Source organism: Bacillus cereus, assembly GCF_025917685.1.
Classification (GTDB): domain Bacteria; phylum Bacillota; class Bacilli; order Bacillales; family Bacillaceae_G; genus Bacillus_A; species Bacillus_A cereus_AT.
The window spans coordinates 2,194,533-2,216,049 of record NZ_CP089518.1 but is presented as its reverse complement, the minus strand read 5'-3'; the positions used below and the strand labels follow the sequence as shown (position 1 = coordinate 2,216,049).

Sequence of the window (21,517 nt, the reverse complement as noted above, 5' to 3'; positions counted from 1 at the left end):
GCAATAAAAAGTTCTACATTTCATTTCGTATAAAGTCAATTTACTCTCCGATAATATGGTATGTATCATTCTTTAAATTATGTCTTCTATTCATTCTCTAAGAAAACACAAAAAATATATTTAGTTTATATTTAACCAAATTAATTAACTAAAACATTATCATTTCAACATTTTGCGAATCAAATTGCTTATTCCTTTTATCTACATACAAATTTTCCCATTGTAATTCTTAATATTTATATGTAATATTGTATTGTCTTACTATCTATTTATAACTCACACACTAACGCGAAAAGGGAACTCTATATGAGTTCCCTTTTCTATTGAAAATAAAAAAACAGAAATATAGCATTATGCTAAATCTCTGTTTTTTTCTAAACCTTATTTCTCATCTAAGAATTTAAATGTATCTTTAAATTCTTTATCTGTTACTTTAATATCCGCTTCTTTCAATAGATCATTGATTACTTGTTGTTTCCATTTACCTGTCGCATCTTGCAGTCTTTGTTGTTCTAAATCTTTTCGAATCGTATCTTTTACTTCATCAAATGGTTTCAATTCTTTTTTATCCGTCACTTTTATTATATGATAACCATAAGATGTTTTTATTGGTTCACTTACTTGTCCTGCATCTAATTTATACGCAGCTTCTTCAAATTCTTTCACAGTTTGACCAGGAGCAAAACCAGCTATTTCTCCGCCTTGTTCCTTTGAACCAGTATCTTCCGAATATTGTTTCGCTAAAGCAGTAAAATCTTCACCATTATTTATTTTCTCTTTTACTTCTTTCGCAGTTTTTTCATCTTTCACTAAAATGTGACTTACCTTCATTTCAGGTTTATGGTTATCTTTCACATCTTTATCTGTGACAGTCGCTCTAATCGCTTTCTCAAGTGCAATTTCTGGCTTCATTTTCTCTTTTAGTTCATCTTCATTTTTTAACCCTACTTGCTCTAAAGCCACTTTAAACTTGTCACCCATTTGTTCCTTCGCTGCGTCTACTTGTTTTTTAGCTTCTTCATCTGAAACTTTATATTTATCTAGCAATGCCTTATTTAACATCATTTGAGATAAAGTACTTTTTCCATATGTTTGCCTTAATTCTTTACTTAACTCTTTCTCTGTCACGTTTCCTACTTTTGATGTTGCAACATTTTCTGAGGAACCACACGCAGACAATGCTAGCGCCATACACGTAATAATAGTTCCCATAAATAGCTTATTCTTTTTCAATTCAAATACCTCACTTTGATAATTGTATATTAGGAACTATACAACGCTATTGTGAAATTAATGTGTTTTCCGCAAGTATTTCTCTTCATGTCAGGTGTAAGCTTTATTAAACACTAAAAGCTAGCATGAAGCCGATCTTTTAACATCATTTAATCTGCACATGTTCTTCTTTGATCCATTTGTTTCCACCTATATCTACATATCCACCCTGACGATTCCAAATACGATAAGGAATTTTCCCATCGACCGCACCTGTATCATTCCCGTTTGGTCCATCGTACGTTCTAATTTCATATCCAGGTGTGTATTTTGAATATGCATAATACCATTGCACATTAAAATGCTCTAACTTAGCCCACTGTTGTTCTCCACCTAAACAAATCATATCTTTTTCACCACCTCCCCAATAACCTTTATAGATTATATATGGGATTTTTTTCGTAAGTCTTCCTGTAAACTGTGGATTCGCAGGATTCTCATATAAATTAATACCGTATCCATCATCATATTTTGAAACTGCAATACCAATTCCATTTGGTTGCTTACTATCTCCAATACTAGATTGATTTGTTTGATCTGAACCTATAAACCAAAAAAGATTTTTATTCCCAATTAATTGATTTAAATCACATTTTCCAATACCAGGAACATTTCCTGAATCAGTATATTGCCAAATATCACAAGGATATGCGGGTTTATTCCCTCCGTAACGAGGAATCCAAATAAAATCAGCATCAATATTGCGAGCTCCAAATGATACATAAGTGTGATGTCCTACATATAAACCAATTTTTTTTGCACCTAATCGGCGTAATTCATCAATAAATGCTTGACTCCCGCCTTGCATATCTACCATTGTTTGAACTTCTACATCTGCCACCCAAAATTTAGCGTTTTTATCGCCACGATTCCAAAAATCTTGCGCTTCTTTTTTTGCATCTGAAATAGATATAAAACGGCAAAATGCATAATTCCCAAATGGGATACTACGCTTCTTCATTTCCTTCACATAACCTTGATACATAAAATCGACCGTATTCGAACCATCTTGAACTCTAGCAATAACTAAATCTAGCTGAGGCGCTGCAATATCCCAATTAATATTTCCATTCCATTTCGAAATATCTACAATATAACCCATTACTAATCAACTCCTTTTTATTATCCTATTCAAAGCTTGTATTATTGTTAGACTCATATGCCTAATACAAACTCTCCATAAAATAAATAAATATAATCTCATCATTTTTTCAAAATATAGAACCTATCTAGAATATTTTTCTTTAAATTAAATAGACAAATTTAACTTTCTTACTATTAATATCGGGATAAAACTATAAATAGTGTGCATACTATATGTAAGCTATTTTAGCTTACACTCATGACTGACCTCCAATATTTTTCAATCTCCCTGTAACTAGGCAGCTAAATAATAAAAGCTGTCTAGTTATTTTTTTCTTTATGTACAAGAAAAAGACATTTTCGATTCAGGAAAATGTCTTTTCACATTTTAATAATACAGTTTTGGTGTTATATCCTGATTTTGTATATTCCCTCCACTAACAAATCGTACATCACCAGTGCTTGTAACGCAGCTTGTAGAAAATAAAATAGGGATATCGCACACAACGTCGTTCATTACATCATGAAATACATTGGCAGCAACACCTGTAAACGTTTGGCAAAGGTTTGAAATATCATCGTTAAAAAATTGAATAACTTTCGCAGCAAAAACTGGAAAAATAACATTCGCTCCACCTGGTAGCTGTGGTTGTACAACAACTTGTTGAAAATAAGGATTATTTTCTAATGCTACTTGAAATAAATGTGCAATTTCAAATGCATCTAGTGGACATGGAAGCGGATTTACAATCACACTTTCTTCGTTACTAACAACAACCGTTACACTTACATTTCCAAATTCCACGAAAGGTTTTAAAAGCGTAGCTAATGCTATCGCTTTTTCATCGCTCATAGCTTGTACTAAAATAATAAAGTTCCCACCAACTGGAATAAGCGGACCCACTGTTACAGTCGGATCAGCACCTATAGAATTTTTAAGCTCATTAAAATACGTAATCCACGGTGGTGAAAGCTCAACTTGTACATTTTCTTCCACTCTTTCATTCTACCTCCTTATACAATTCTCATTATCATAATATGTAATGATTTTTAAATTGCATAAGGCATTTATATTATTTTTCTTACGTTCACTATTTATAATAATGAAGCAATTTAAGAAAAGTATGCTATGTTTCTTTCCTAACTTCAAGTATTATGCTGGAATGAGAATCCATGTACCAATACGGCATCTATACTAAGCAACTACACTAAATTTACATATTGTATTTATATGTCTTCATAATCAAAAGAAGATTAACACATAACCTTCTATACTAAGGAGCTGATTTCATGAAAAAAACCCCTATCGTATTCAAAGTTCCCCCAAACTCAAAATTAAAAATTACATTCTTCGGTCCTTGCGAAGAAGTAATTACAAACGTATCTTTAATTAATCAACTACTCACCACTAGCTGCCAGACTGTATCTCAATATCCAGACTTCAAGAAATATATAACTGAAGTCCGATCATTATCAAATTGTTAAGCATATTATTTGTGATTTTTCATTTCGAACCGTTCGATAATAAAAAACTAAAATAACTCATTAATTGATATTCTATTGATATTTCGTTGATATTCTACACATATTAATGAAATGAGCATATATTATCGTATGGAGGTACTCCACTCATAAAACCTATCTTTCTTTTGAGTATACTTTATTTGTATGCTCTTTTTTTATTCTTTACTTACCATTACCCTGTTCATATTTCCGAAGATCCCCCATACAAACATTAAATATTTCAAAAAATCATCTTCTTATTAATCGCTATGAATATAACTTTAACAATTTATCTATAGCTACATTTTCAGCATCACTTAAATCGACAAAATATTGAAGTTGCCATAGTTGACTCTTCTTAGCCTGATTACTTACAGGTTTATCCCAAATAGGGTAAACCCTCATAGCCATTTTCCCTTTTTGGTTTTGAGTTTTTAATATTTTTTCTTTTAGAAGAATCTCTTTTGGAAAAATAAATTGTCCTAGTTTATTATCCGCTATACAAGTAATAACTAAAAGATTAGGAGCCGAATCATAAGAAAATGCCTGATTTTTCATGGAAGCATCCTTTTCCCAAAAAGAAACAAATTGTCCAATCTTATTAGGTGTAATTTTTGATACTCTAAATCGTATACTTCTATTATTTAGCTGGAATATCCCTCCTGCATATTCTAAGTTTTGCTTTTCTTCTTTTTGGTTAGTAACGAATAGATTATTAGGTTTGTAAATCATTTCATCTAGTTTTCCAACTATATTACTAAAATCAATCATGTAAACGCACCTTTTTTATTTTTCAGTATACCAAGAACACTCGTTCTTGTATACCGAACTTAAACTTTAATCAAAAACCACTGTAAAGATACTTAAACGAATGATAGCTTTGTATCGTCTTTTCAAAGATTATTTTATCTACTCCATCCATAACTTCAAATTTACTTTTATAGTACTTATTACATAACTATTCCAATTTTTCGTGTTATTTATTATTATACTAATATATTAACAAAAACGAGGTACATATCACATGACTCAATCCAAAATTGACTTTGGCTCCATAGAGCACCCTTTCTTCCTATTAATTTTATATCTTATCGCAATTCTTTTAACACTCGGCATTACATTTAGTATATGTCATTCCCTTTTACTACATTTAAATGCACCGAGTTGGGTAGCAAAACTATTATCTATCGTATTAACTCTAGGTGTTGCTTATCAAGTATTTATGAACTTATTTTAATATATTACCAATTTAACACCTTTAACTAAAAGGCCCTACCATAAGGTAGAGCCTTTTTTTAAAATAGTCCATAAATCACAAACATGTCTTTTATTTTATTGGAGATGGGAATCTTGCAGTTTCAAAATGCGTACTAATAAATCCTGGATCATTTTGTATAATCAGTCCATCTACATCACTCTCAGCAAAAATTTCAACTACATCTCCTGCATGTAATTGAAGTATTGTTGAAACAGCTACGACATTTGCAAAATTGGATGGACCAAAAAAGTCATTATCTATCGCTATAGCTGGATTATCATTTACCCGAATTTCTACACGCGCTCTATAATTCGTATTACTATCATTAGGTGCAAAGCTGATTGTACCAATAATAGAATAAACCCCTCTAGTCTTCGGAATAAAATCTGATGTTACTGGATTATATTCATTCGCTAAATCAAACTGTTCATTTTGGAATAATACTTTCACAAAAGTATTTGCAGTGACATTTTGATCTACTGTACTAACCGCTCTAAAAGCAGATGCCCTTACAAGTTTATCTTTCTCATTATCACAACACTTATCGTAATAATCTGTACTCTTCTTACAACAAGTATGCTGTGTCTTTTTATAGCCATTGCAATGCTTACAATAATAATAATAAGACATATTTATATCCCCTTTCTAAATCTATTATTGTATACTATGCAAAATAAATTTAAAAAGTTTGGACGAGCTATTGCTATTATGAATTTAAAAAAACTCCACCGAAAAGCAGAGTTAATAAAAGTTTTTCCTGTTTAATATTTATACAATTGGAGATGGAAATCTAGCAGCCTCAAAATGAGAACCATCTTCTGAACTACTAATAACTCCATCTATACTACTTTGCGCAAAAATCTCAACAAAATCACCTGCATGTAATTGTAGTATTGTTGAAACACTTACGACATTCCCAAAATTTATCGGACCAAAAAAATCGTTATCTATAGCAATTGCCGCATTTCCATTCACTCGAACTTCTACACGCGCTCTATAGTTTACATTTGTATCGTTTGGAAAGAAACCAATCGTTCCAATTACGGAATAAACGCCTCTAGTCTTCGGAGTAAACTCTGATGTTGCCGGGTTATATTCATTCGCTAAATCAAATTGTTCATTTTGAAATAAAACTTTGACAAAAGTATTGGCTGGAAGGTTTTGATCAACTGTATTTACCGCTCTAAAAGCGGATGCTCTTACAAGGTTTTTCTCCTTATGATTGCAAGAACAATTATCATATTTTTTACTGTACTTATTATTATAGTCACTTCTTTTTTTACAACAATCATGACTTTTCTTTTTGTAACTCTCACGATTCTTACAGTAGTAATAACAAGACATATATATTGCTCCTTTCTACTCTACTACTACATATTATGCAAGTTAGATTTGAAGGGTTTAGACTAATTTGTTGCTATTACAAATTTAAGAACGTGCTACCATGAGACAGCTTGAAGAAAAAGTATAACTAAAAAACAAAGCTCGCATTTTAAATTCTGATTATATCACTAATACCTATTATCCCATTTTATCAACTCGGATTTCCAACCTTCTCCTCCGTTCAATTTTATTATTATTAAATAGATTACAACATTCAGTACGATATGCAATATTTCATATTTTATTATCCTTTTATTGTCGATAAGATGATAACATTCTCCTAAATTCCCTATAAAATCAACAATCTACCTGTAACAAATTATATTCCATCTTTCGAAATCCCTATTAAACATTATATTCAAACATTATTATTGTAAATTATTCACCTGTATAAACATAAGATTTTTATGTATTTTATGGACAAGGAGTAAGGTAAGAGTTACTCTTTGCCATTTTAGGAAAGTACCAAAATTTTATAAATGCTTGGCAATAATTTTCGCCAAATTCCTCTCTTATCATTCTTATCGTCACCTTTCATTTTGGAAAAATAATATCCCCCACTTAAGAATCCTTACGTTGCATATAACTCATGAAGTTGTAACATTCTCATTCCAATATCTAAAATTTTATAATTGTTCCCTAGATACGAATCATTTCTTATAAGGGCGCTCTGTACTTGCGCCCTTATATAAATAATTTGTTCCCCCGCATATTTTTATAAATTGTATACAGTTCCATATGGAATTGTTGAAACAGAAATTCCGTATGGTGTAATATGATGCATTGGGTAATAATACTCCATAGATGGATAGTAAGGTTGCATGCCTTGCTGTATTTGTTGCATTTGCTGCTGTGCTTGTAACGCTTGTTGAACAGCTTGAATTGTACTTTGTGCTCCGCTATACGTAATACCCGCCGTACCATACGGACGCATTCTATCTCGGGTATCAAAATATGAATAAAACATTATTATTCAACTCACTCCCATATAAGTTATTACAAAGTATGTTATGATTCTTAATTTCAGTGAGTGTTAAAAACTAGTCCACTAGCTTTTATTCAAATAGCGTTTTTGTTCACCTTCCTTCTTTTGATCCTCGCTATTTTGCATTCAAGGCCGATCTTTTCACCGACAATCAATCGGTCTACATTTGCAAGCATCCACGGGTATTCATGATGCTGCAGGATTGCATTTCTGAGTTGTACCTTTAAATTCGTACGCTTGGAAAATTCTTTTGCAACTACCTCTTCCAAAACGTTTCCGAAATATGCCGATTCACTTTGTACATCTTCCTTTTCAATCGCTTGTGTTTTTTCAAAGAATACTTGAACTGCTGATTTTCATTTATTTAAACCTGCCTGCAATTGCAGAAACATCTGAGCCACCAATAGCTTGCAACCACTTAGTGTGGTCCATGTTTAGTGTGTTAACCAATACTTTTGCTTGCATGTTCTATTCACTCACCTTCCGTGGTATACTGATACCAACATATATTTTTTATGAGGACTCATTGCCGTGAGTCCTTTTTTATTGCTCCAAATACTTTTGTAACAATTCCAACACTTCATTTATGCTCCCATTCACGCCCTCAGGTTCCGCACCTTCTGGATATTACTGTAAAAATCCACCACTCGACTGATAGCATCTTGTAGCTTTTCCATAGCCATTGTGCATGGACATCTGGTTTTCTAGCATCTAGCTCACCCCCTTAAAAAATGCAGGATTTTCCTTTCTATTATCGAATTAGTAATGTTTGGAAAGGGGGTGTAGCATGGCAGAAATTAAAGTAGGACTTACACAATTTTTAGACTTCACACTGAAAAGTAGTGCAGCTAAAACAAACTTTGTAAAAAATCTAAAATCTCAACCTGAATACCAACCAGCTTTTGATTACTGGAAACAATTACGAGACACTGTTATTAAATTTCATCAAAATGAACTACCTTTTGAATGTTTCGAAACATTAGTACAAACGGTTGATCAAAAGAAAAAGCAAAACTATATCGATGTCATAAAGCAGTACAAAAAATTTATTAAAAACAACGACGTCTCTTGGTTCGATCCAGGTAAATCACATTGGATATCAGATGATTTAATCGTCCGCTCATCACCTGAACTCGGTTTGCTCATTAATGATGAGCCGCATCTAATCAAACTATATTTCAAAGGAAAAAAAGAGCGAATTGATAAATACAACATCAACTCAACACTGACATTATTAAATGAATCAACATTTTCAAATGAACATAACGATGTGAATTATACGGTTCTTAACATCCAAAAGAATAGAATGTATACGAATGACTCTATTAATAATGATCATTTAATAGCGCTTGAATCAGAAGCTAACCAGCTTTGTTATATATGGAATAAGGTGTAAAGAGTACTATTCATCTCTTTCAATACCTTTTTCATGCATAATTTGGGCACAATTTTCACAGATCCTATCAGTTTCGTTTAATTGAAGCTCACCTTCTTGTTCCTCACAAACAATGCAGGGTGGGCGTTTTTTCGAAAATAGTTTCTTTAGCCATTTCCGCATCCTAAATCAGCGTTTACCCCCTGGTTTTTTAATCGATGAAGAAGTTCTTCGTTTTTTAGAACATGCAAAAGAAAACCGTTATTATATCGCTTATCTTCTTGCTATTACATGTGAAATGCGTAAAGGTGAAATCACAGGTCTACAATGGAAAGATATTGATTTTGAGAGACGAACGTTATCTGTTAACCGTTCCCTTTCTCACATTACAAAGGGATTCCATGAACTAAAAACCTCTTCAGGAAAGAGATTGCTGATTTTTCCTGACATTACTTTAATAGTACTAAATGACCATCTGCAAAAAATCTCTGATGAAAAAGAGCGATATGATGAAAGCTATAATGACTACGATTGGGTCTGCCGTTTCAGAAGTTTGACACAGCTCTGGAAAAAGCTTATAAAGAAAAGTGAGGTTCCTGATATTCGGTTCCATGATCTGAGACATACTCGTGTAACAATTATGTTAAAACAAAGTATATATCCTAAGATTGTAAGTGAACGATTAGGACATAAAAGAGTAAGTATCACACTGAAGACCTACTCACATGTTGTACCAGGACTTCAGGAAACTGCGGTGGATCAATTTGCAAACGAATTATTTGGAAAGAAAAACTTTTGTTAAAAGTTTTCGTTTCTAGGCAAAAACACCGCCTAAATAACCCCAAATATTATAAGTGAAAAAGGAGCAACAAAACATGAAAGAAATCAAATCTGAACAAGAATTCAAAGACATCATCGCAAGCGAGGAACCAGTTGTTGTTAAGTTCTTTACTACATGGTGCCCGGATTGCGTGCGTATGGACAACTTTATCGGAGATGTAATGGAAGAGTTCAATAAGTTTGAATGGTATTCTATTAATAAAGATGAGTTCCCAAGTATTGCGGAAGAGTATCAAGTAATGGGCATTCCAAGCCTACTTGTTTATCAAAATGGCGAGAAGCTTGGTCACTTACATAGTGCTAACGCAAAAACTGAAGAGCAAGTTACTGAGTTTTTAGAAGCATACTAAGATTAAAACCCTCTGAAAAATAATTTTTAGAGGGTTTTAATCTTTTTTCACAATTATCTTTCGTAGTTGTTTCGTCATTTCTTCAGAAGTGTAGTATACAGTTTCTTCATGACCAATGTACATAATTACACTCCTTTCTCCTTCATCTCCGAGGTATAAATGTATACCCTTCGTATCACTATTTTCATATGTAATTAGTATATCGTATTGTGGTATTTCACCTCTTCTCTTTTGTTTTTTCATGCTATTAAACATATTATTAATTCCATTGATTATTTGTTTGTCTTCTATGTTTAGAAAATAATTTTCATTTAATCCACCGTAGCCATTAAAAGTAGATATGGATACTTTAGAAATATTATGTTCCTTCACATTTTCAATATTTGATGAATTACACCCAGTCATTATAAGAACAATACATAGTAAGAAAAATATTAGTTTTTTCATCACCTTACCCTCCCACTCTTTAATTGTAAATGAATTCCAAACCTAAACTTTGTACTTTTCAACATTTTTTTCCTTAACGAAACTTTGTTATCCCCTTCTTAAAAAGCTATAAAACGTCAACAATGTTTGTATAGACCCACACGAGTTTCGTTTGATACTCTATGTATAGAAAGAAATTCCTAATAGGAAGGTGAGTGATTAAAATGGATTCTCTTTCTCATAAAGAAGCTGATAAAGGTGCTATTGTCAGCATTATGGCCTACATATTTTTATCCTCTATGAAAATTATCATCAGTTATATTACCCTCTCTAGCGCATTACGTGCTGATGGATTGAATAACTTAACGGATATTGGTGCTTCTTTAGCAATATTAATTGGCCTGAAAATTTCTCGTAAGCCTCGCGACCCAGATCATCCATATGGGCATTCGCGTGCAGAACAAATCGCATCACTTGTTGCTTCTTTTATTATGGCAACGGTCGGATTAGAAGTTGTGATTAGTGCAATTCAATCGTTTTTAAATCCGAAACAAGCAGCGCCTAATGTACTCGCTGCGTGGGTTGCTTTATTTTCTGCCGTCGTAATGTATTTCGTATATAAATATACGAAAAAGATTGCGATTCAAACAAAGAGTAAGTCGTTAGAAGCCGCTGCAAAAGATAATTTATCAGATGCACTCGTAAGTATTGGTACAGTAATAGGTATAGTCGGATCACAGTTCCAAATGCCTATTTTAGACCCTATTGCCGCTTTAATTGTCGGTCTTATTATTTGTAAAACCGCATGGGAAATTTTCGTAGAAGCTTCTCATATGCTAACGGATGGAATCGATCCAGATAAGATGGAAGAGTACGCTGATGCCATTGAACATATTGGTGGCGTGGAAAACATCGTAGATATTCGCGCTCGTATGTACGGGAATCAAACATACGTTGATATTACAATCGAGGTAGATGCCCGTATGGATGTTGGAGAAAGTCACTGTATTACTGACAACATCGAGGCTATGCTTCGAAAGAAATTCGGAATATACCATGCTCATATTCATGTGGAGCCCATGCAAAAAGAACCTATTATGACATAGGTTCTTTTTTGATGAACGCCTTATGAAATATAACACATAAAACGAGCCAGCTACCGCCCGCTGCCCATCCGGCTAATATATCAGATGGATAGTGCACGCCAAGATAAATCCGGCTAACTGAAATAGATAATACAACAAAGCTCGCTATAAAAATAATCAGCAACTTTTTATGCAATGAAATACGATCTTCTGTAATTGTGACGTATGCAATAAATCCTAAAAAAGCAGTAGCATTCATCGTATGACCGCTCGGAAAACTATATCCAGTTGCAGTAACAAGCTGCGTTACATCAGGTCTTGCTCGTTCGTACCATAGTTTAAGCATACTGTTTAAATAACGAGATCCATAATAATTAATTGTTAGAAGTAATGCACTAAGCAACTTTTTTCTAACGAGAAAATACATTACAAGTATAATGAGTAACGGAAAATATATTCTTTTGGAACCGATAAAAGACACCCAAGTAAAGTAGGCTGTCAAGTAGTCGTTTCGAAAACTTTGAATAAAATGCGCAACTATATTGTCAAATTTCTCAATACAAGCGGTATGATACGAAAGTGATAATACGACAAAACAAATGAGTAGCGTAAAACTTAACAAGTATAAATGTCGATATCGTTTCACATACATAACCTCACTATGCAAAAAAATGGAGCGGTTGTTTTAGTTTTCCTCTCCATTTCTTTTTTATGCATAGTTTATTAAAAAATATAATTGTTAATTTTTTCTTTCATCGCTGGAATATCTTCATTCGTTACTGTAAAGCGAATCACTTTCTCGTCAAGATCAAGCGCTTCCGTAAATAAACCTGCTAATCCACGAGATTTTCTGTCTACTTCCATAATAATCTCTAGGCGATCGTAAGTGCTTGGCAAAATTAATAATTCTAGCTCGTCTAATTTCCCATAATACTGTCCGGAAACAGGAACAAACTCAAACTCTTGTGCGAATGGAACTTGCTTACGTAATCGATACGGCAACTCTTCACATTCTATATGACGCGCTTTAAAACCTAATTGATTTACACTCTCTAACACACTATTTAATAGTGCATTTGGCAACACTTGAATGTAATCACGATCACTTGGGTCTATACTACGTTTAATATCAAGGCCTGTATGTACCCAAACTGTTTTCATTCCAAGTGTAAGCGGTGTTTCAACTGGCAGTTTAAATGAAAATGAAATTTCCTTTTTTTCATTCGGCTCAACAGAAAAAGGTTCTGTTAAACGAACTCGCTCTAAATCATACGTTGCCGTTACTTTTTTATCATCCACTTCTCTTACATAAGACGTCGATAACGTTAAGTAAATGCTTTCAATTTGTTGGCTAACTGAGCCTCCAGTTATATGAACCTTTCCTACTATCTCTTCTCCAACTATATACTCATCTTTTTCAAGAACCGTATCTACTTTTGCACTACCAATACCAACGCTTGCTAAAAACTTTTGAAACATGGGGTCTCCATCCTTTCTAAAGTGTAAGCTACATCTTTTTTCAGATCTTGTACATTCTCATAGTATGGCGCTTTCATTTGTAACATTCGCATTAGCATTTCGCGATTATATTCTTCCAATACTAACTCTTCATACCAAGGTTTTTCTTTTTTTTCAGTTGATTCATAACTAGCATACAGTAAAAATAATACGAAATGACCGAGCGCATAAAAATCGCTACGAAAGTGAACTTCTCGCATCAAAGCTTGTTCCCCTTCATAAGTTGTAGCTCTCTCATCACCCTCACCTTTCAATTTAGCCAAACCAAAATCAATAATACTAATTTGATTTTCTTTCATTAATATATTCGGAATACGTAAATCTCGGTGAATGATACCTTTACTATGAAAAACTGAAACAATTCCTAATATTTCATATAAAATTTTAAAAACCTCTCGTTCTTTATATACATGCCCATCTAAGAAAATATAATCTTCGAAATTTTCTCCCGGCATATACTCCATCACAAAAAAGCTCTTTTTCTCCCATACGAAATGATCATATAGACTAGGAATTGCATGATGATTTAATGTTTGTAAAATCATTTTCTCTTGTTCAAATGATTTTCTACCAGACTCATATCTTTGTTTACTTTGTCTTAATTGTTTTAAGACTTTATATTTATTTATTTGTAAATCATTAACGACATATGTAATCCCATAACTGCCCATTCCAATTACCGATTCAATGCTATAACGTTCTGCAACAATTGTATTTTTTCGCAGTGGTCTATCAAATAAAGCTAGTATACGACGCCATTTCATCAACTACTTGAAAAGAAGCTACGGCTTTTACGTTTTCTTTTATAATGATGATGCCCATAATCAGATGAACGTCGTTTATAATCGCTACTTGAATAAGAGCGCCCTCTATGACGATAATCACTACTTGAATACGAACGATATTTTTTCTTTCCTAATAAAGAATCAATAATTTTTTTGAACATCCCTTCACCTCTTGTATAAAAATTTCTTTTAATTATACCAATAATTGTTGACTCTGTTTGTGACAAGTTTGTAAAGAGTAAAAAACGACGAGTTAAGCCCGTCGTTACTTTCAATCTTCCTCTTCATCAAAAACTTCATCAATCATGCATTTCTCTAATAAATACTCAAATGTAATATCTGCTAGGTCCTCAATTTCTTCTCTTTTTGGAACGTATCCTCTTTCAATTAGTTGCTCATAAAAAAACTCCGCAATCTCTTCCGTATCAATTACGACTTCAATTTCCTTCATGAGCATCACTCCTTTATTTCTGTTTTATGAAAAAATCTCAAAATTATGTATATGAGATTAGAAAAATAGTTTTTCTTTTTTTATAGGTCATATCTTTTGGACGAGGTGCATACGATGGTAGTACAAGCTATCAAAAAGGGGGAAATAATTATGGAATACCAATATGAAGTAGATCAAGAAGTAGATCAAGAAGTAGGGCAAACAAAAGAAGAGTTCATGCATGAAGATCAATGGGCAGACTCTCTTATTAAATGGCTTTTTATTTTTTTAATAATTGTAGGCATACCTTATACTGCATATGTTGTTGTTCAATTTATTCTCTCTTTCTAGTTAACTATTTTTTCTCTGTCAATTTAACTAAATAATTATGAACAACATCCATAACAATTTTGTATTCTTCATCTTTAAATGTATCGAATAACAAATGATAATCATTATAAATATCTAATAATCCATCAATAATTTCTTGGCGATTCGTCTTTACACTTACTTTTTTCGAATTGTTAATTGACTTCAACTTTCCTAAATCCAATTTATTCATACCAGCTTTATCTTGTTTCATTTTCTTCAAAATTGCATTTGCCGTTTGTGCATTAGCAAGTAATGTTAAATCCGATTCATCAGCTTCTAACCATTCACCATCCGTAATTCGTGACAATTCATATATAGTATCTTCCCATGCATCATTTTTATATCTCCATACTTCTGTACGAAAACCAACAATACGAAAAACGTCTTTATCATACCCAGTTACTTGCACGAGATCACCAAACGTAAAGTTATAATTTAATTCAATCCACTCTGTGTCGCCCTTTTTCATTTCTTGCTCCGTCACATGCTGCAGAGTTTGCTCTACATAAAATCCATCGTGATTATTTACTTCGTATACGTAAACTCCATCTAAAACCTTCATATTTGTAACTTTCCCAACGGTTCCATATAGCGTAATCACGACAATGTCCCCTACGTTGTATTTAGGTTGTTTTTTCCTTGCCATCTATATCTCTCCTTTTTTTAACGTCGTGATTTTGATAACAGTATATGCAACCTACATAAAAACGCTTATCACAGAAGCTTATATTCATAAATTTTTTCAATAAAAAAGTAGAATGTGTGTATAACTCAAAAAAGCTAGTATATATACTAGCTTTTACTTAACATTTATGTTCTAACAGCAAGGCGAAATTTAATAAAAAAACATAAGAAATACTTCACTTTTTTAAAGTAATGTATTCCTTATGTTTTCATTTACGTAGCACTCCAATATCGTTATCTCTCTTGTATATATAAATCCCATGCTTCATCAAATATAGACATACTCTCTAGCATTCCACTTAACTCTAAATATGAACTAATTTCATCATAGTCTTCAGATTGCTTCGGAAAACTTAAATCATCATACATCGCCTCTGCTAAATCTGATATTTCATTTTTAAATAAAGCTGCACGGTGCTTCATCATATAATGGTAAAATGTCTTTTTCAAAAATATTCCCTACCTTTCTAACTTGGGTACATTATACAAGGCGAAATAGAAAAAAACCAGCATAAAAGCTGGTTAAAAGTCGAAATAATTCCTTTTTAATAGACGAGGTCTTCCCATCAACTCTTCGTACGTTAGTTGTTTTGGCAAATCTTTCGTATAGATTAAAAACAACTGGTCTTCAATTTCTTTTACAGTATGGTCTGATTGATAATCCATTCCACATGAGGAACAAGTTATACATGGTGTTTCTTGGATTTCAATGGCTTTCGTACCATCTGGTAATTCCCAATATACAGTATTCAAGCTTTCTTTCGCTTCTGTACTGTCACACCACATACAATTCATACTGCGTCACCCTCATTTTTTTTGTCATCTTCTAACTTTGCCATTTGTGCTTGATATTTTTTATCTTTTAATTGATCACGCTTATCACGTTTATCTTTTAAAGAAGCATGCGTTTCATTGACTTCATAATCTTTACGGCGATTCATACGTTGTAAATCATCTGGAACAAGATTAAATTTCTTATCACTCATCAATCCTGCAACGCCGATATCAGAACGTTTCTCTTCATAAGTCGGATAAATTTCTTTAAAGTAGCCTTCTGCTCTTCCTGGGATATAATTTTCTGGTTCTGGATACGTTGTAATAACCCCTTCAAAGTTACGAAGTACAACTTTATCCGCACTTTGTGAAATTAAATAGTTTGGCTGAAGCGCAATTTTTCCGCCTCCGCCCGGTGCATCAACAACGAATGTCGGTACTGCATAACCAGATGTATGTCCACGTAAGCCTTCAATAATTTCAAGACCTTTAGAAACTGGTGCACGGAAATGACCGATACCTTCTGATAAATCACATTGATAAATGTAATATGGACGAACACGAATTTTTACTAAATCGTGCATAAGTTTTTTCATGATTGGAACGCTGTCATTAATTCCAGCTAAGATTACAGCTTGGTTTCCAATTGGAACACCTGCATTTGCAAGCATTTCACATGCTAGTTTCGATTCTTCTGTAATCTCAATAGAAGTGTTAAAATGCGTATTTAGCCATACTGGATGGTATTTTTTAATAATGTTACATAGGTTTTCTGTAATACGTTGCGGGAATACAACCGGTGCTCTCGTTCCGATACGAATAATCTCGACATGCGGGATTGCTCGTAAATTCTTTAATACATATTCTAAAATTTTATCATTAATTAGAAGTCCATCACCGCCAGAAATTAAAACGTCACGTACTTGTGGTGTTTCACTAATATAAGCAATCGCATCATCTAATTGCTTTTTCGGTACGCCCATCCCAATTTGTCCACTAAAACGACGACGTGTACAGTAACGGCAATACATAGAACATTGATTCGTTACTAAAAATAGTACACGGTCTGGATAACGATGCGTTAACCCTGGAACTGGTGAATCTTCATCTTCATGAAGAGGATCTTCTAAATCATATTTTGTTTTATATAACTCTTCCGAAATCGGTACTGATTGCATCCGAATCGGACAGCGTGGGTCATCAGGATTCATTAGCCAAGCATAGTACGGTGTAATGTTTAACGGGATTGTTTTCGTTGAAATTTTAACGCCTTCTTCTTCTTCAGGTGTCAAGTTAATTACTTTCTTTAAATCATCTAAAGTTTTGATCGTATTCGTTAATTGCCAAACCCAATCATTCCATTGTTCCTCTGTAATATCTTTCCATAATTCGATATCTTTCCAGTGACGATTTGGTTTGTATACATCATGTAACATTGCTATTCCCCCTTTTTATACGCTCATCCTTTATATAAGCAATAATTATGCCAACTTCATATTCTTGATAAGTAAATGTGAGAAATACCCTATTATATATGAGAAAAAATATTTTCAAGTGCAGTACTAAAACAATATTTACTATCATATTCATTACTTTTTATATATGTAAACGCTCTTTTATTGGTGCAAACACACAAAAACCGCCGATTATTCGGCGGTTTTGTCGTACTTGCTCAGTTTATATTGAAGCGTTTGACGCGGAATACCTAACATTTTTGCTGCTTGCAAAATATTCCCTTCCGTTTCAATTAACGCTTGATCTATTAATTCTTTTTCCGTTTGATGAAGAGCTTCCCTAAGCGGTAATATACTTTTCTTCTTTGGAAGTTTCTCTTTCCTAAATATACGTGGTAAACACTTTGCGGTTAATGAACTCCCTTCCGCAATAATGACTGCATGTTCAATCGTATGTTTTAACTCACGAACATTTCCTGGCCATTGATAAGCTTGTAATCTTTCTTTTGCTTCCTTATCCATTTGAAGTACACCTTTTTTATAACTTTTATTATATTCTTTCAAAAAATAAGACGCTAATAACAGTACATCCTCAGTTCTTTCGCGAAGTGGCGGGATATATAATGAAAACACATTTAATCGATAGTATAAATCAGTGCGGATTTTATTTTCTCTTAAACATACTTCTGGAGGCTGATTCATCGCAGTAATAACGCGAACATCTACTTTTCTCGTCTTATTATCACCAATGCGACGAATAACTCCATCCTCTAATACACGTAGCATTTTCGCTTGTAAATCGAGTGGCATTGAATTCAGTTCATCTAAAAACAATGTTCCTCCATCTACAAGTTCAAACAATCCAGCTCGTTCAATTGCCCCTGTATAGCTTCCTTTTGTCGTTCCAAACAATAAACTTTCTAATAGCGACTCTGGCAAAGCTGCGCAGTTTTGTGCAATAAATGGCTTATTTTTCCGTTTAGACGCTTCATGAATGGCTTGCACAAATAGCTCTTTCCCTGTTCCAGTTTCACCATATATTAAAACATTTGCATCAGTTGGCGCTACTTTTTGCGCTAATTCTTTCGTCTGTTTAAACCGAGCATCATTAGTTACTATCGTCTCAAACGCAACATGCTTTTTTATCGCTTTTTTGCCAGATGATCGCTTTATTTTTGACTGTAAATCGACTATTGTATCAGTAAGTTTTTGAATTGTAGAATAGTCCTTTGCAATTTCAACAGCACCAGCAATATTTCCATCTATAAAAATAGGTAACGTCGTATTTACCGTACAAACATCTTCTCCATTTAAATTTTGATAATGCTGCGCTTGATGTACAATTGGTTTTTTTGTATCTAACACCTTCATCAATGTACTCGTGTCCCTAGATAAAGAAGGGAACGCTTCTAACAAATGCTTTCCTAACACTTTATCAATTTTGGATCCATCATGTTTTGCTGCAACGGTATTGTAAAAAATTGTAATTCCATTTTCATCTACTGCGTGTATAGCCTCATCAATACTGCCCAAAATCGCTTCAATGACTTCTTGTGTCGAAACTGCTAGCAATGTCATCCCCCCTTTTGCCGAAAATCTGGCAAATACATGCCGAATTTTCGGCATCCCTCTGTGCGATTATAAGCATGACGATTCCGTTCCATTATTTTGATGAAATTTGTATATATTTTTATCGCTTATTTATGGTTAAGTGAAACTTTAATCAGTGGGGCTTTATTCATCCCCACTGATTATTATCCTGACTCCCACCTAACTGCTTTGCTTTACAGCCGAATTTTGAGGCGGGAATCTTACTGCGTTCGAATAGCTTGATAAATCTTTCACCCATATATTCATATCTTCCAACTTATCAAAAATGTAGCAATTATTCGCGAGCCTTCCCGTATATGTATAGCCTAATTGATGAAAGGCTGCATTCATACCGAAAGATAGCGAACGAGCAATTGTATACGAACAAAAAATAGATCTTTCTTGAAGTTCTTCCTCTAACTTAATTAGCAAACTTTTCATAAAACCATGTTTTCGATATTCAGGTAATGTAGCACAATTCGTTAATTCTGCATTACCTTCTTTCACATTCATCTCAGCAGATGCTGTACTAATAATTTTCCCTTTAAATTCATAAACATAGTAAATTGTATCGTCTTCCTTCATCGTCTGCTTTACATAACTCGCTTCATTTAAAGGTGTCGGATAAACTTCAAATACTTTCCCAAAGACAATTGCTAATTCTTCCGCGTCTTCTTCTGTCGCTTTTCTTAACACAAACTCCTCTGGGACTATTTTTTCTTTCACTTCTTTTGCTTTTACACCACTTAAAATGCTATCTTCCTCATTCCAATGAATACTATTTCGTCTTTCATTGGAATGATATTTCACGAAGAAGTACGCATCGTGACCTTGAAAATAATGAGGTATCGTTGCTTCCAATAAGAAACCGAAAGAGAGCCATGTTGAAACATGCTCTCCCTTTCCTTTAATAATACATTTAGTGAAAGAATGTTTCTCTGCTAATTCATCGATTGTTTGTATAATGCGTTCAACATTTCCTGTATAGTGATCAACTCTAACACGTTTATTAAAATAGTCTAATACCCCTTCTACTGTGTAATACTTTGTCTGTTCACTAAAAGATTCATAGTATTTCATTTCTTCACCTCACACCAATCTAGTAATGTACATGCAATTATTTTCGCGGCAGCAATCATTTTATCAACTTCTATATATTCGTTTGGATAATGTGCTACTTTCGTCTCTCCTGGACCAAATACTATCGTTGGTACGTTAGCGATTTGTGTGAACAAACCTCCATCTGTTCCCCATGGCGATGCTTCTATAATCGGTTCGTTCCCTTCAATTTCAACAAAGTTATGCCCAAGCGTTGTAATAAGCGGATGATTTTCTTCTAGTTCACCAGGAACCCATCTCGCTCCAAACCATTCTACTTCTACAGGATTTTTTACAAACCAACTATCCACTTCTTTTAATTCACCAATCCAGCCTTCAAACTCTTCTTTTGCTGCCTCTATAGTCTCATTCGGCGCAATACCACATCTTCCTTCTAAAATTAATGAATCGGGAACAGAACTTGGCCAGCTTCCCCCTTCAATTTTCCCAACGTTAATTGGAATCGGAATCGGAATCCCCTTAAATAATGGATCTGTAATTCGACTATTTCTCTTCTCTTCTAATTTTCTCAAATGATCTACAACAAACATACTTTTTTCTATAGCACTTACTCCTTCATAACGTGTACCACCGTGTGCTGCTTTGCCTTTTATATGTAGACGAAACCACATTGACCCTTGTTGTTTCGGAAAAAATTTCATATTCGTCGGCTCAGGAATAATAACGCCATCTGCCTTATACCCTCGTAAAATAGCTGCTAATGTTCCTGCCCCACCGCTCTCTTCTTCTATTACACTTTGAAAATGTATATCACCTTTTAGTTCAATACCACATTCAATAATCGCTTCCATCGCAAGCATAAGTGAGACATTGCCGCCTTTCATATCTGTTGTTCCACGTCCATATATGCGGTTTCCTATTTTCTCTCCACTATACGGATGATGGTCCCACTGATTTACATCGCCTTCTGGCACGACATCAATATGGCCATTTAAAATCATAGATTTCCCTTCGCCACTTCCTTTTAAAGTCGCTACAATGTTCGGGCTATCTGTAAAGCTTGTACGAGGTGATACGAAATAAGGGTGATCTTTTATTTCATTAAAAGCAGGCTCCCAAATGTCGAGGTCTAGACCTAACTCACGCAACTTTTCAATAACAATTGCCTGCGCACCACTTTCATCACCAGATACGCTCTTTTCTTGAATTAATCGTGTTAAAAATTTTACGCTCTCTTCTTCATGACTCTCAATATAATCACAAACTTGTTTTTTTAATTGCTCCATATATT

At 33.7% G+C, this 21,517-nt stretch carries 27 protein-coding genes and 1 pseudogene; 7 read left to right on the top strand and 21 right to left on the bottom strand.

Going from position 1 to position 21,517, the window contains the following annotated elements:
- Positions 1-381: 381 nt before the first annotated feature.
- From LUS72_RS11480 to LUS72_RS11470, 3 genes are all read right to left on the bottom strand, one after another.
- The gene (locus LUS72_RS11480) at positions 382-1,233 is read right to left on the bottom strand and encodes a peptidylprolyl isomerase PrsA (RefSeq protein WP_097832000.1); all 852 of its coding nucleotides are present in this window, start codon (positions 1,231-1,233) and stop codon (positions 382-384) included.
- Between the two features lie 145 nt (positions 1,234-1,378).
- A complete protein-coding gene (locus LUS72_RS11475) occupies positions 1,379-2,374 on the bottom strand; it encodes a glycoside hydrolase family 25 protein (protein ID WP_097831999.1) in 996 nt (331 codons plus the stop codon).
- Positions 2,375-2,743: 369 nt separating this feature from the next.
- A complete protein-coding gene (locus LUS72_RS11470; RefSeq protein WP_097831998.1) occupies positions 2,744-3,352 on the bottom strand; it encodes a hypothetical protein in 609 nt (202 codons plus the stop codon).
- Between the two features lie 293 nt (positions 3,353-3,645).
- Here LUS72_RS11470 and LUS72_RS11465 point away from each other — a divergent pair, with 293 nt between their 5' ends.
- Positions 3,646-3,840, top strand: coding sequence for a hypothetical protein (locus LUS72_RS11465; protein ID WP_097831997.1), 195 nt, complete (start codon positions 3,646-3,648; stop codon positions 3,838-3,840).
- Between the two features lie 285 nt (positions 3,841-4,125).
- Here LUS72_RS11465 and LUS72_RS11460 read toward each other — a convergent pair whose 3' ends face one another.
- Entirely contained in the window at positions 4,126-4,629 is a 504-nt protein-coding gene (locus tag LUS72_RS11460; RefSeq protein ID WP_141533527.1) for a MepB family protein, read from the bottom strand.
- A gap of 253 nt (positions 4,630-4,882) precedes the next feature.
- Between LUS72_RS11460 and LUS72_RS11455 the strand changes: the two genes are divergently transcribed.
- On the top strand, positions 4,883-5,095 hold the full coding sequence (locus LUS72_RS11455; RefSeq protein WP_097831996.1) for a hypothetical protein: 213 nt from the start codon (positions 4,883-4,885) through the stop codon (positions 5,093-5,095).
- A gap of 90 nt (positions 5,096-5,185) precedes the next feature.
- On the opposite strand, the gene LUS72_RS11450 is transcribed toward LUS72_RS11455, so the two are convergent.
- The 4 genes and pseudogenes from LUS72_RS11450 to LUS72_RS27245 all read right to left on the bottom strand — a co-directional run.
- The gene (locus LUS72_RS11450; protein ID WP_097831995.1) at positions 5,186-5,746 is read right to left on the bottom strand and encodes a C1q-like domain-containing protein; all 561 of its coding nucleotides are present in this window, start codon (positions 5,744-5,746) and stop codon (positions 5,186-5,188) included.
- Between the two features lie 138 nt (positions 5,747-5,884).
- A complete protein-coding gene (locus LUS72_RS11445; RefSeq protein WP_097831994.1) occupies positions 5,885-6,460 on the bottom strand; it encodes a C1q-like domain-containing protein in 576 nt (191 codons plus the stop codon).
- Between the two features lie 754 nt (positions 6,461-7,214).
- Positions 7,215-7,466: a DUF3947 family protein gene (locus LUS72_RS11440; RefSeq protein WP_097831993.1), complete on the bottom strand. Its 252-nt coding sequence runs from the start codon at positions 7,464-7,466 to the stop codon at positions 7,215-7,217.
- Positions 7,467-7,597: 131 nt separating this feature from the next.
- Positions 7,598-7,949: pseudogene (locus LUS72_RS27245) on the bottom strand (YqaJ viral recombinase family protein); the annotation flags it as partial.
- Between the two features lie 322 nt (positions 7,950-8,271).
- Here LUS72_RS27245 and LUS72_RS11430 point away from each other — a divergent pair.
- From LUS72_RS11430 to LUS72_RS11420, 3 genes are all read left to right on the top strand, one after another.
- Complete coding sequence (locus tag LUS72_RS11430; RefSeq protein ID WP_097831992.1) at positions 8,272-8,880, top strand: hypothetical protein; 609 nt, start codon at positions 8,272-8,274, stop codon at positions 8,878-8,880.
- A 247-nt stretch (positions 8,881-9,127) separates the two neighbouring features.
- Positions 9,128-9,661 carry a site-specific integrase gene (locus LUS72_RS11425; protein WP_303660213.1) on the top strand — a complete coding sequence of 178 codons (534 nt, stop codon included), beginning with the start codon at positions 9,128-9,130 and terminating at the stop codon, positions 9,659-9,661.
- A gap of 73 nt (positions 9,662-9,734) precedes the next feature.
- A complete protein-coding gene (locus tag LUS72_RS11420; RefSeq protein WP_000658777.1) occupies positions 9,735-10,049 on the top strand; it encodes a thioredoxin family protein in 315 nt (104 codons plus the stop codon).
- A gap of 36 nt (positions 10,050-10,085) precedes the next feature.
- Here LUS72_RS11420 and LUS72_RS11415 read toward each other — a convergent pair whose 3' ends face one another.
- Positions 10,086-10,496: a YhfM domain-containing protein gene (locus tag LUS72_RS11415; protein ID WP_097832044.1), complete on the bottom strand. Its 411-nt coding sequence runs from the start codon at positions 10,494-10,496 to the stop codon at positions 10,086-10,088.
- Positions 10,497-10,699: 203 nt separating this feature from the next.
- Between LUS72_RS11415 and LUS72_RS11410 the strand changes: the two genes are divergently transcribed.
- Positions 10,700-11,581: a cation diffusion facilitator family transporter gene (locus LUS72_RS11410; protein ID WP_141533526.1), complete on the top strand. Its 882-nt coding sequence runs from the start codon at positions 10,700-10,702 to the stop codon at positions 11,579-11,581.
- Here the strand turns inward: LUS72_RS11410 and LUS72_RS11405 are convergent.
- The 5 genes from LUS72_RS11405 to LUS72_RS11385 form a co-directional block, all read right to left on the bottom strand.
- The gene (locus tag LUS72_RS11405; RefSeq protein WP_141533525.1) at positions 11,571-12,206 is read right to left on the bottom strand and encodes a phosphatase PAP2 family protein; all 636 of its coding nucleotides are present in this window, start codon (positions 12,204-12,206) and stop codon (positions 11,571-11,573) included. The genes LUS72_RS11410 and LUS72_RS11405 overlap by 11 nt on opposite strands.
- A gap of 77 nt (positions 12,207-12,283) precedes the next feature.
- Positions 12,284-13,039, bottom strand: a complete 756-nt coding sequence (locus tag LUS72_RS11400; protein ID WP_097831990.1) for a sporulation protein — start codon at positions 13,037-13,039, stop codon at positions 12,284-12,286.
- Positions 13,021-13,842 carry a serine/threonine protein kinase gene (locus tag LUS72_RS11395; RefSeq protein WP_097831989.1) on the bottom strand — a complete coding sequence of 274 codons (822 nt, stop codon included), beginning with the start codon at positions 13,840-13,842 and terminating at the stop codon, positions 13,021-13,023. Before LUS72_RS11395 ends, LUS72_RS11400 begins: the two co-directional genes overlap by 19 nt.
- The gene (locus LUS72_RS11390) at positions 13,842-14,024 is read right to left on the bottom strand and encodes a hypothetical protein (protein ID WP_071745888.1); all 183 of its coding nucleotides are present in this window, start codon (positions 14,022-14,024) and stop codon (positions 13,842-13,844) included. Before LUS72_RS11390 ends, LUS72_RS11395 begins: the two co-directional genes overlap by 1 nt.
- Before the next feature lie 110 nt (positions 14,025-14,134).
- Positions 14,135-14,314, bottom strand: a complete 180-nt coding sequence (locus LUS72_RS11385) for a YozD family protein (RefSeq protein ID WP_000658452.1) — start codon at positions 14,312-14,314, stop codon at positions 14,135-14,137.
- Positions 14,315-14,464: 150 nt separating this feature from the next.
- On the opposite strand from LUS72_RS11385, the gene LUS72_RS11380 reads away from it, so the two are divergent.
- Positions 14,465-14,644 carry a DUF3930 family protein gene (locus LUS72_RS11380; protein WP_264448955.1) on the top strand — a complete coding sequence of 60 codons (180 nt, stop codon included), beginning with the start codon at positions 14,465-14,467 and terminating at the stop codon, positions 14,642-14,644.
- 4 nt (positions 14,645-14,648) lie between these two features.
- Here LUS72_RS11380 and LUS72_RS11375 read toward each other — a convergent pair whose 3' ends face one another.
- From LUS72_RS11375 to LUS72_RS11345, 7 genes are all read right to left on the bottom strand, one after another.
- Positions 14,649-15,311, bottom strand: coding sequence for a hypothetical protein (locus LUS72_RS11375; protein WP_000101504.1), 663 nt, complete (start codon positions 15,309-15,311; stop codon positions 14,649-14,651).
- 272 nt (positions 15,312-15,583) lie between these two features.
- Positions 15,584-15,799, bottom strand: a complete 216-nt coding sequence (locus LUS72_RS11370) for a YozE family protein (RefSeq protein ID WP_071745820.1) — start codon at positions 15,797-15,799, stop codon at positions 15,584-15,586.
- Between the two features lie 72 nt (positions 15,800-15,871).
- The gene (locus LUS72_RS11365) at positions 15,872-16,144 is read right to left on the bottom strand and encodes a YokU family protein (RefSeq protein ID WP_002119088.1); all 273 of its coding nucleotides are present in this window, start codon (positions 16,142-16,144) and stop codon (positions 15,872-15,874) included.
- A complete protein-coding gene (gene ablA / locus LUS72_RS11360; RefSeq protein ID WP_097831987.1) occupies positions 16,141-17,559 on the bottom strand; it encodes a lysine 2,3-aminomutase in 1,419 nt (472 codons plus the stop codon). Before ablA ends, LUS72_RS11365 begins: the two co-directional genes overlap by 4 nt.
- 210 nt (positions 17,560-17,769) lie before the next feature.
- Positions 17,770-19,155 (bottom strand): arginine utilization transcriptional regulator RocR, encoded by a 1,386-nt coding sequence (gene rocR / locus LUS72_RS11355; RefSeq protein ID WP_264448954.1) that lies wholly within the window; start codon positions 19,153-19,155, stop codon positions 17,770-17,772.
- A 192-nt stretch (positions 19,156-19,347) separates the two neighbouring features.
- Complete coding sequence (gene ablB / locus LUS72_RS11350; RefSeq protein ID WP_264448953.1) at positions 19,348-20,247, bottom strand: putative beta-lysine N-acetyltransferase; 900 nt, start codon at positions 20,245-20,247, stop codon at positions 19,348-19,350.
- Positions 20,244-21,512 (bottom strand): peptidase, encoded by a 1,269-nt coding sequence (locus tag LUS72_RS11345; protein WP_264448952.1) that lies wholly within the window; start codon positions 21,510-21,512, stop codon positions 20,244-20,246. The genes ablB and LUS72_RS11345 overlap by 4 nt, the downstream gene beginning before the upstream one ends.
- Between the last annotated feature and the right edge of the window lie 5 nt (positions 21,513-21,517).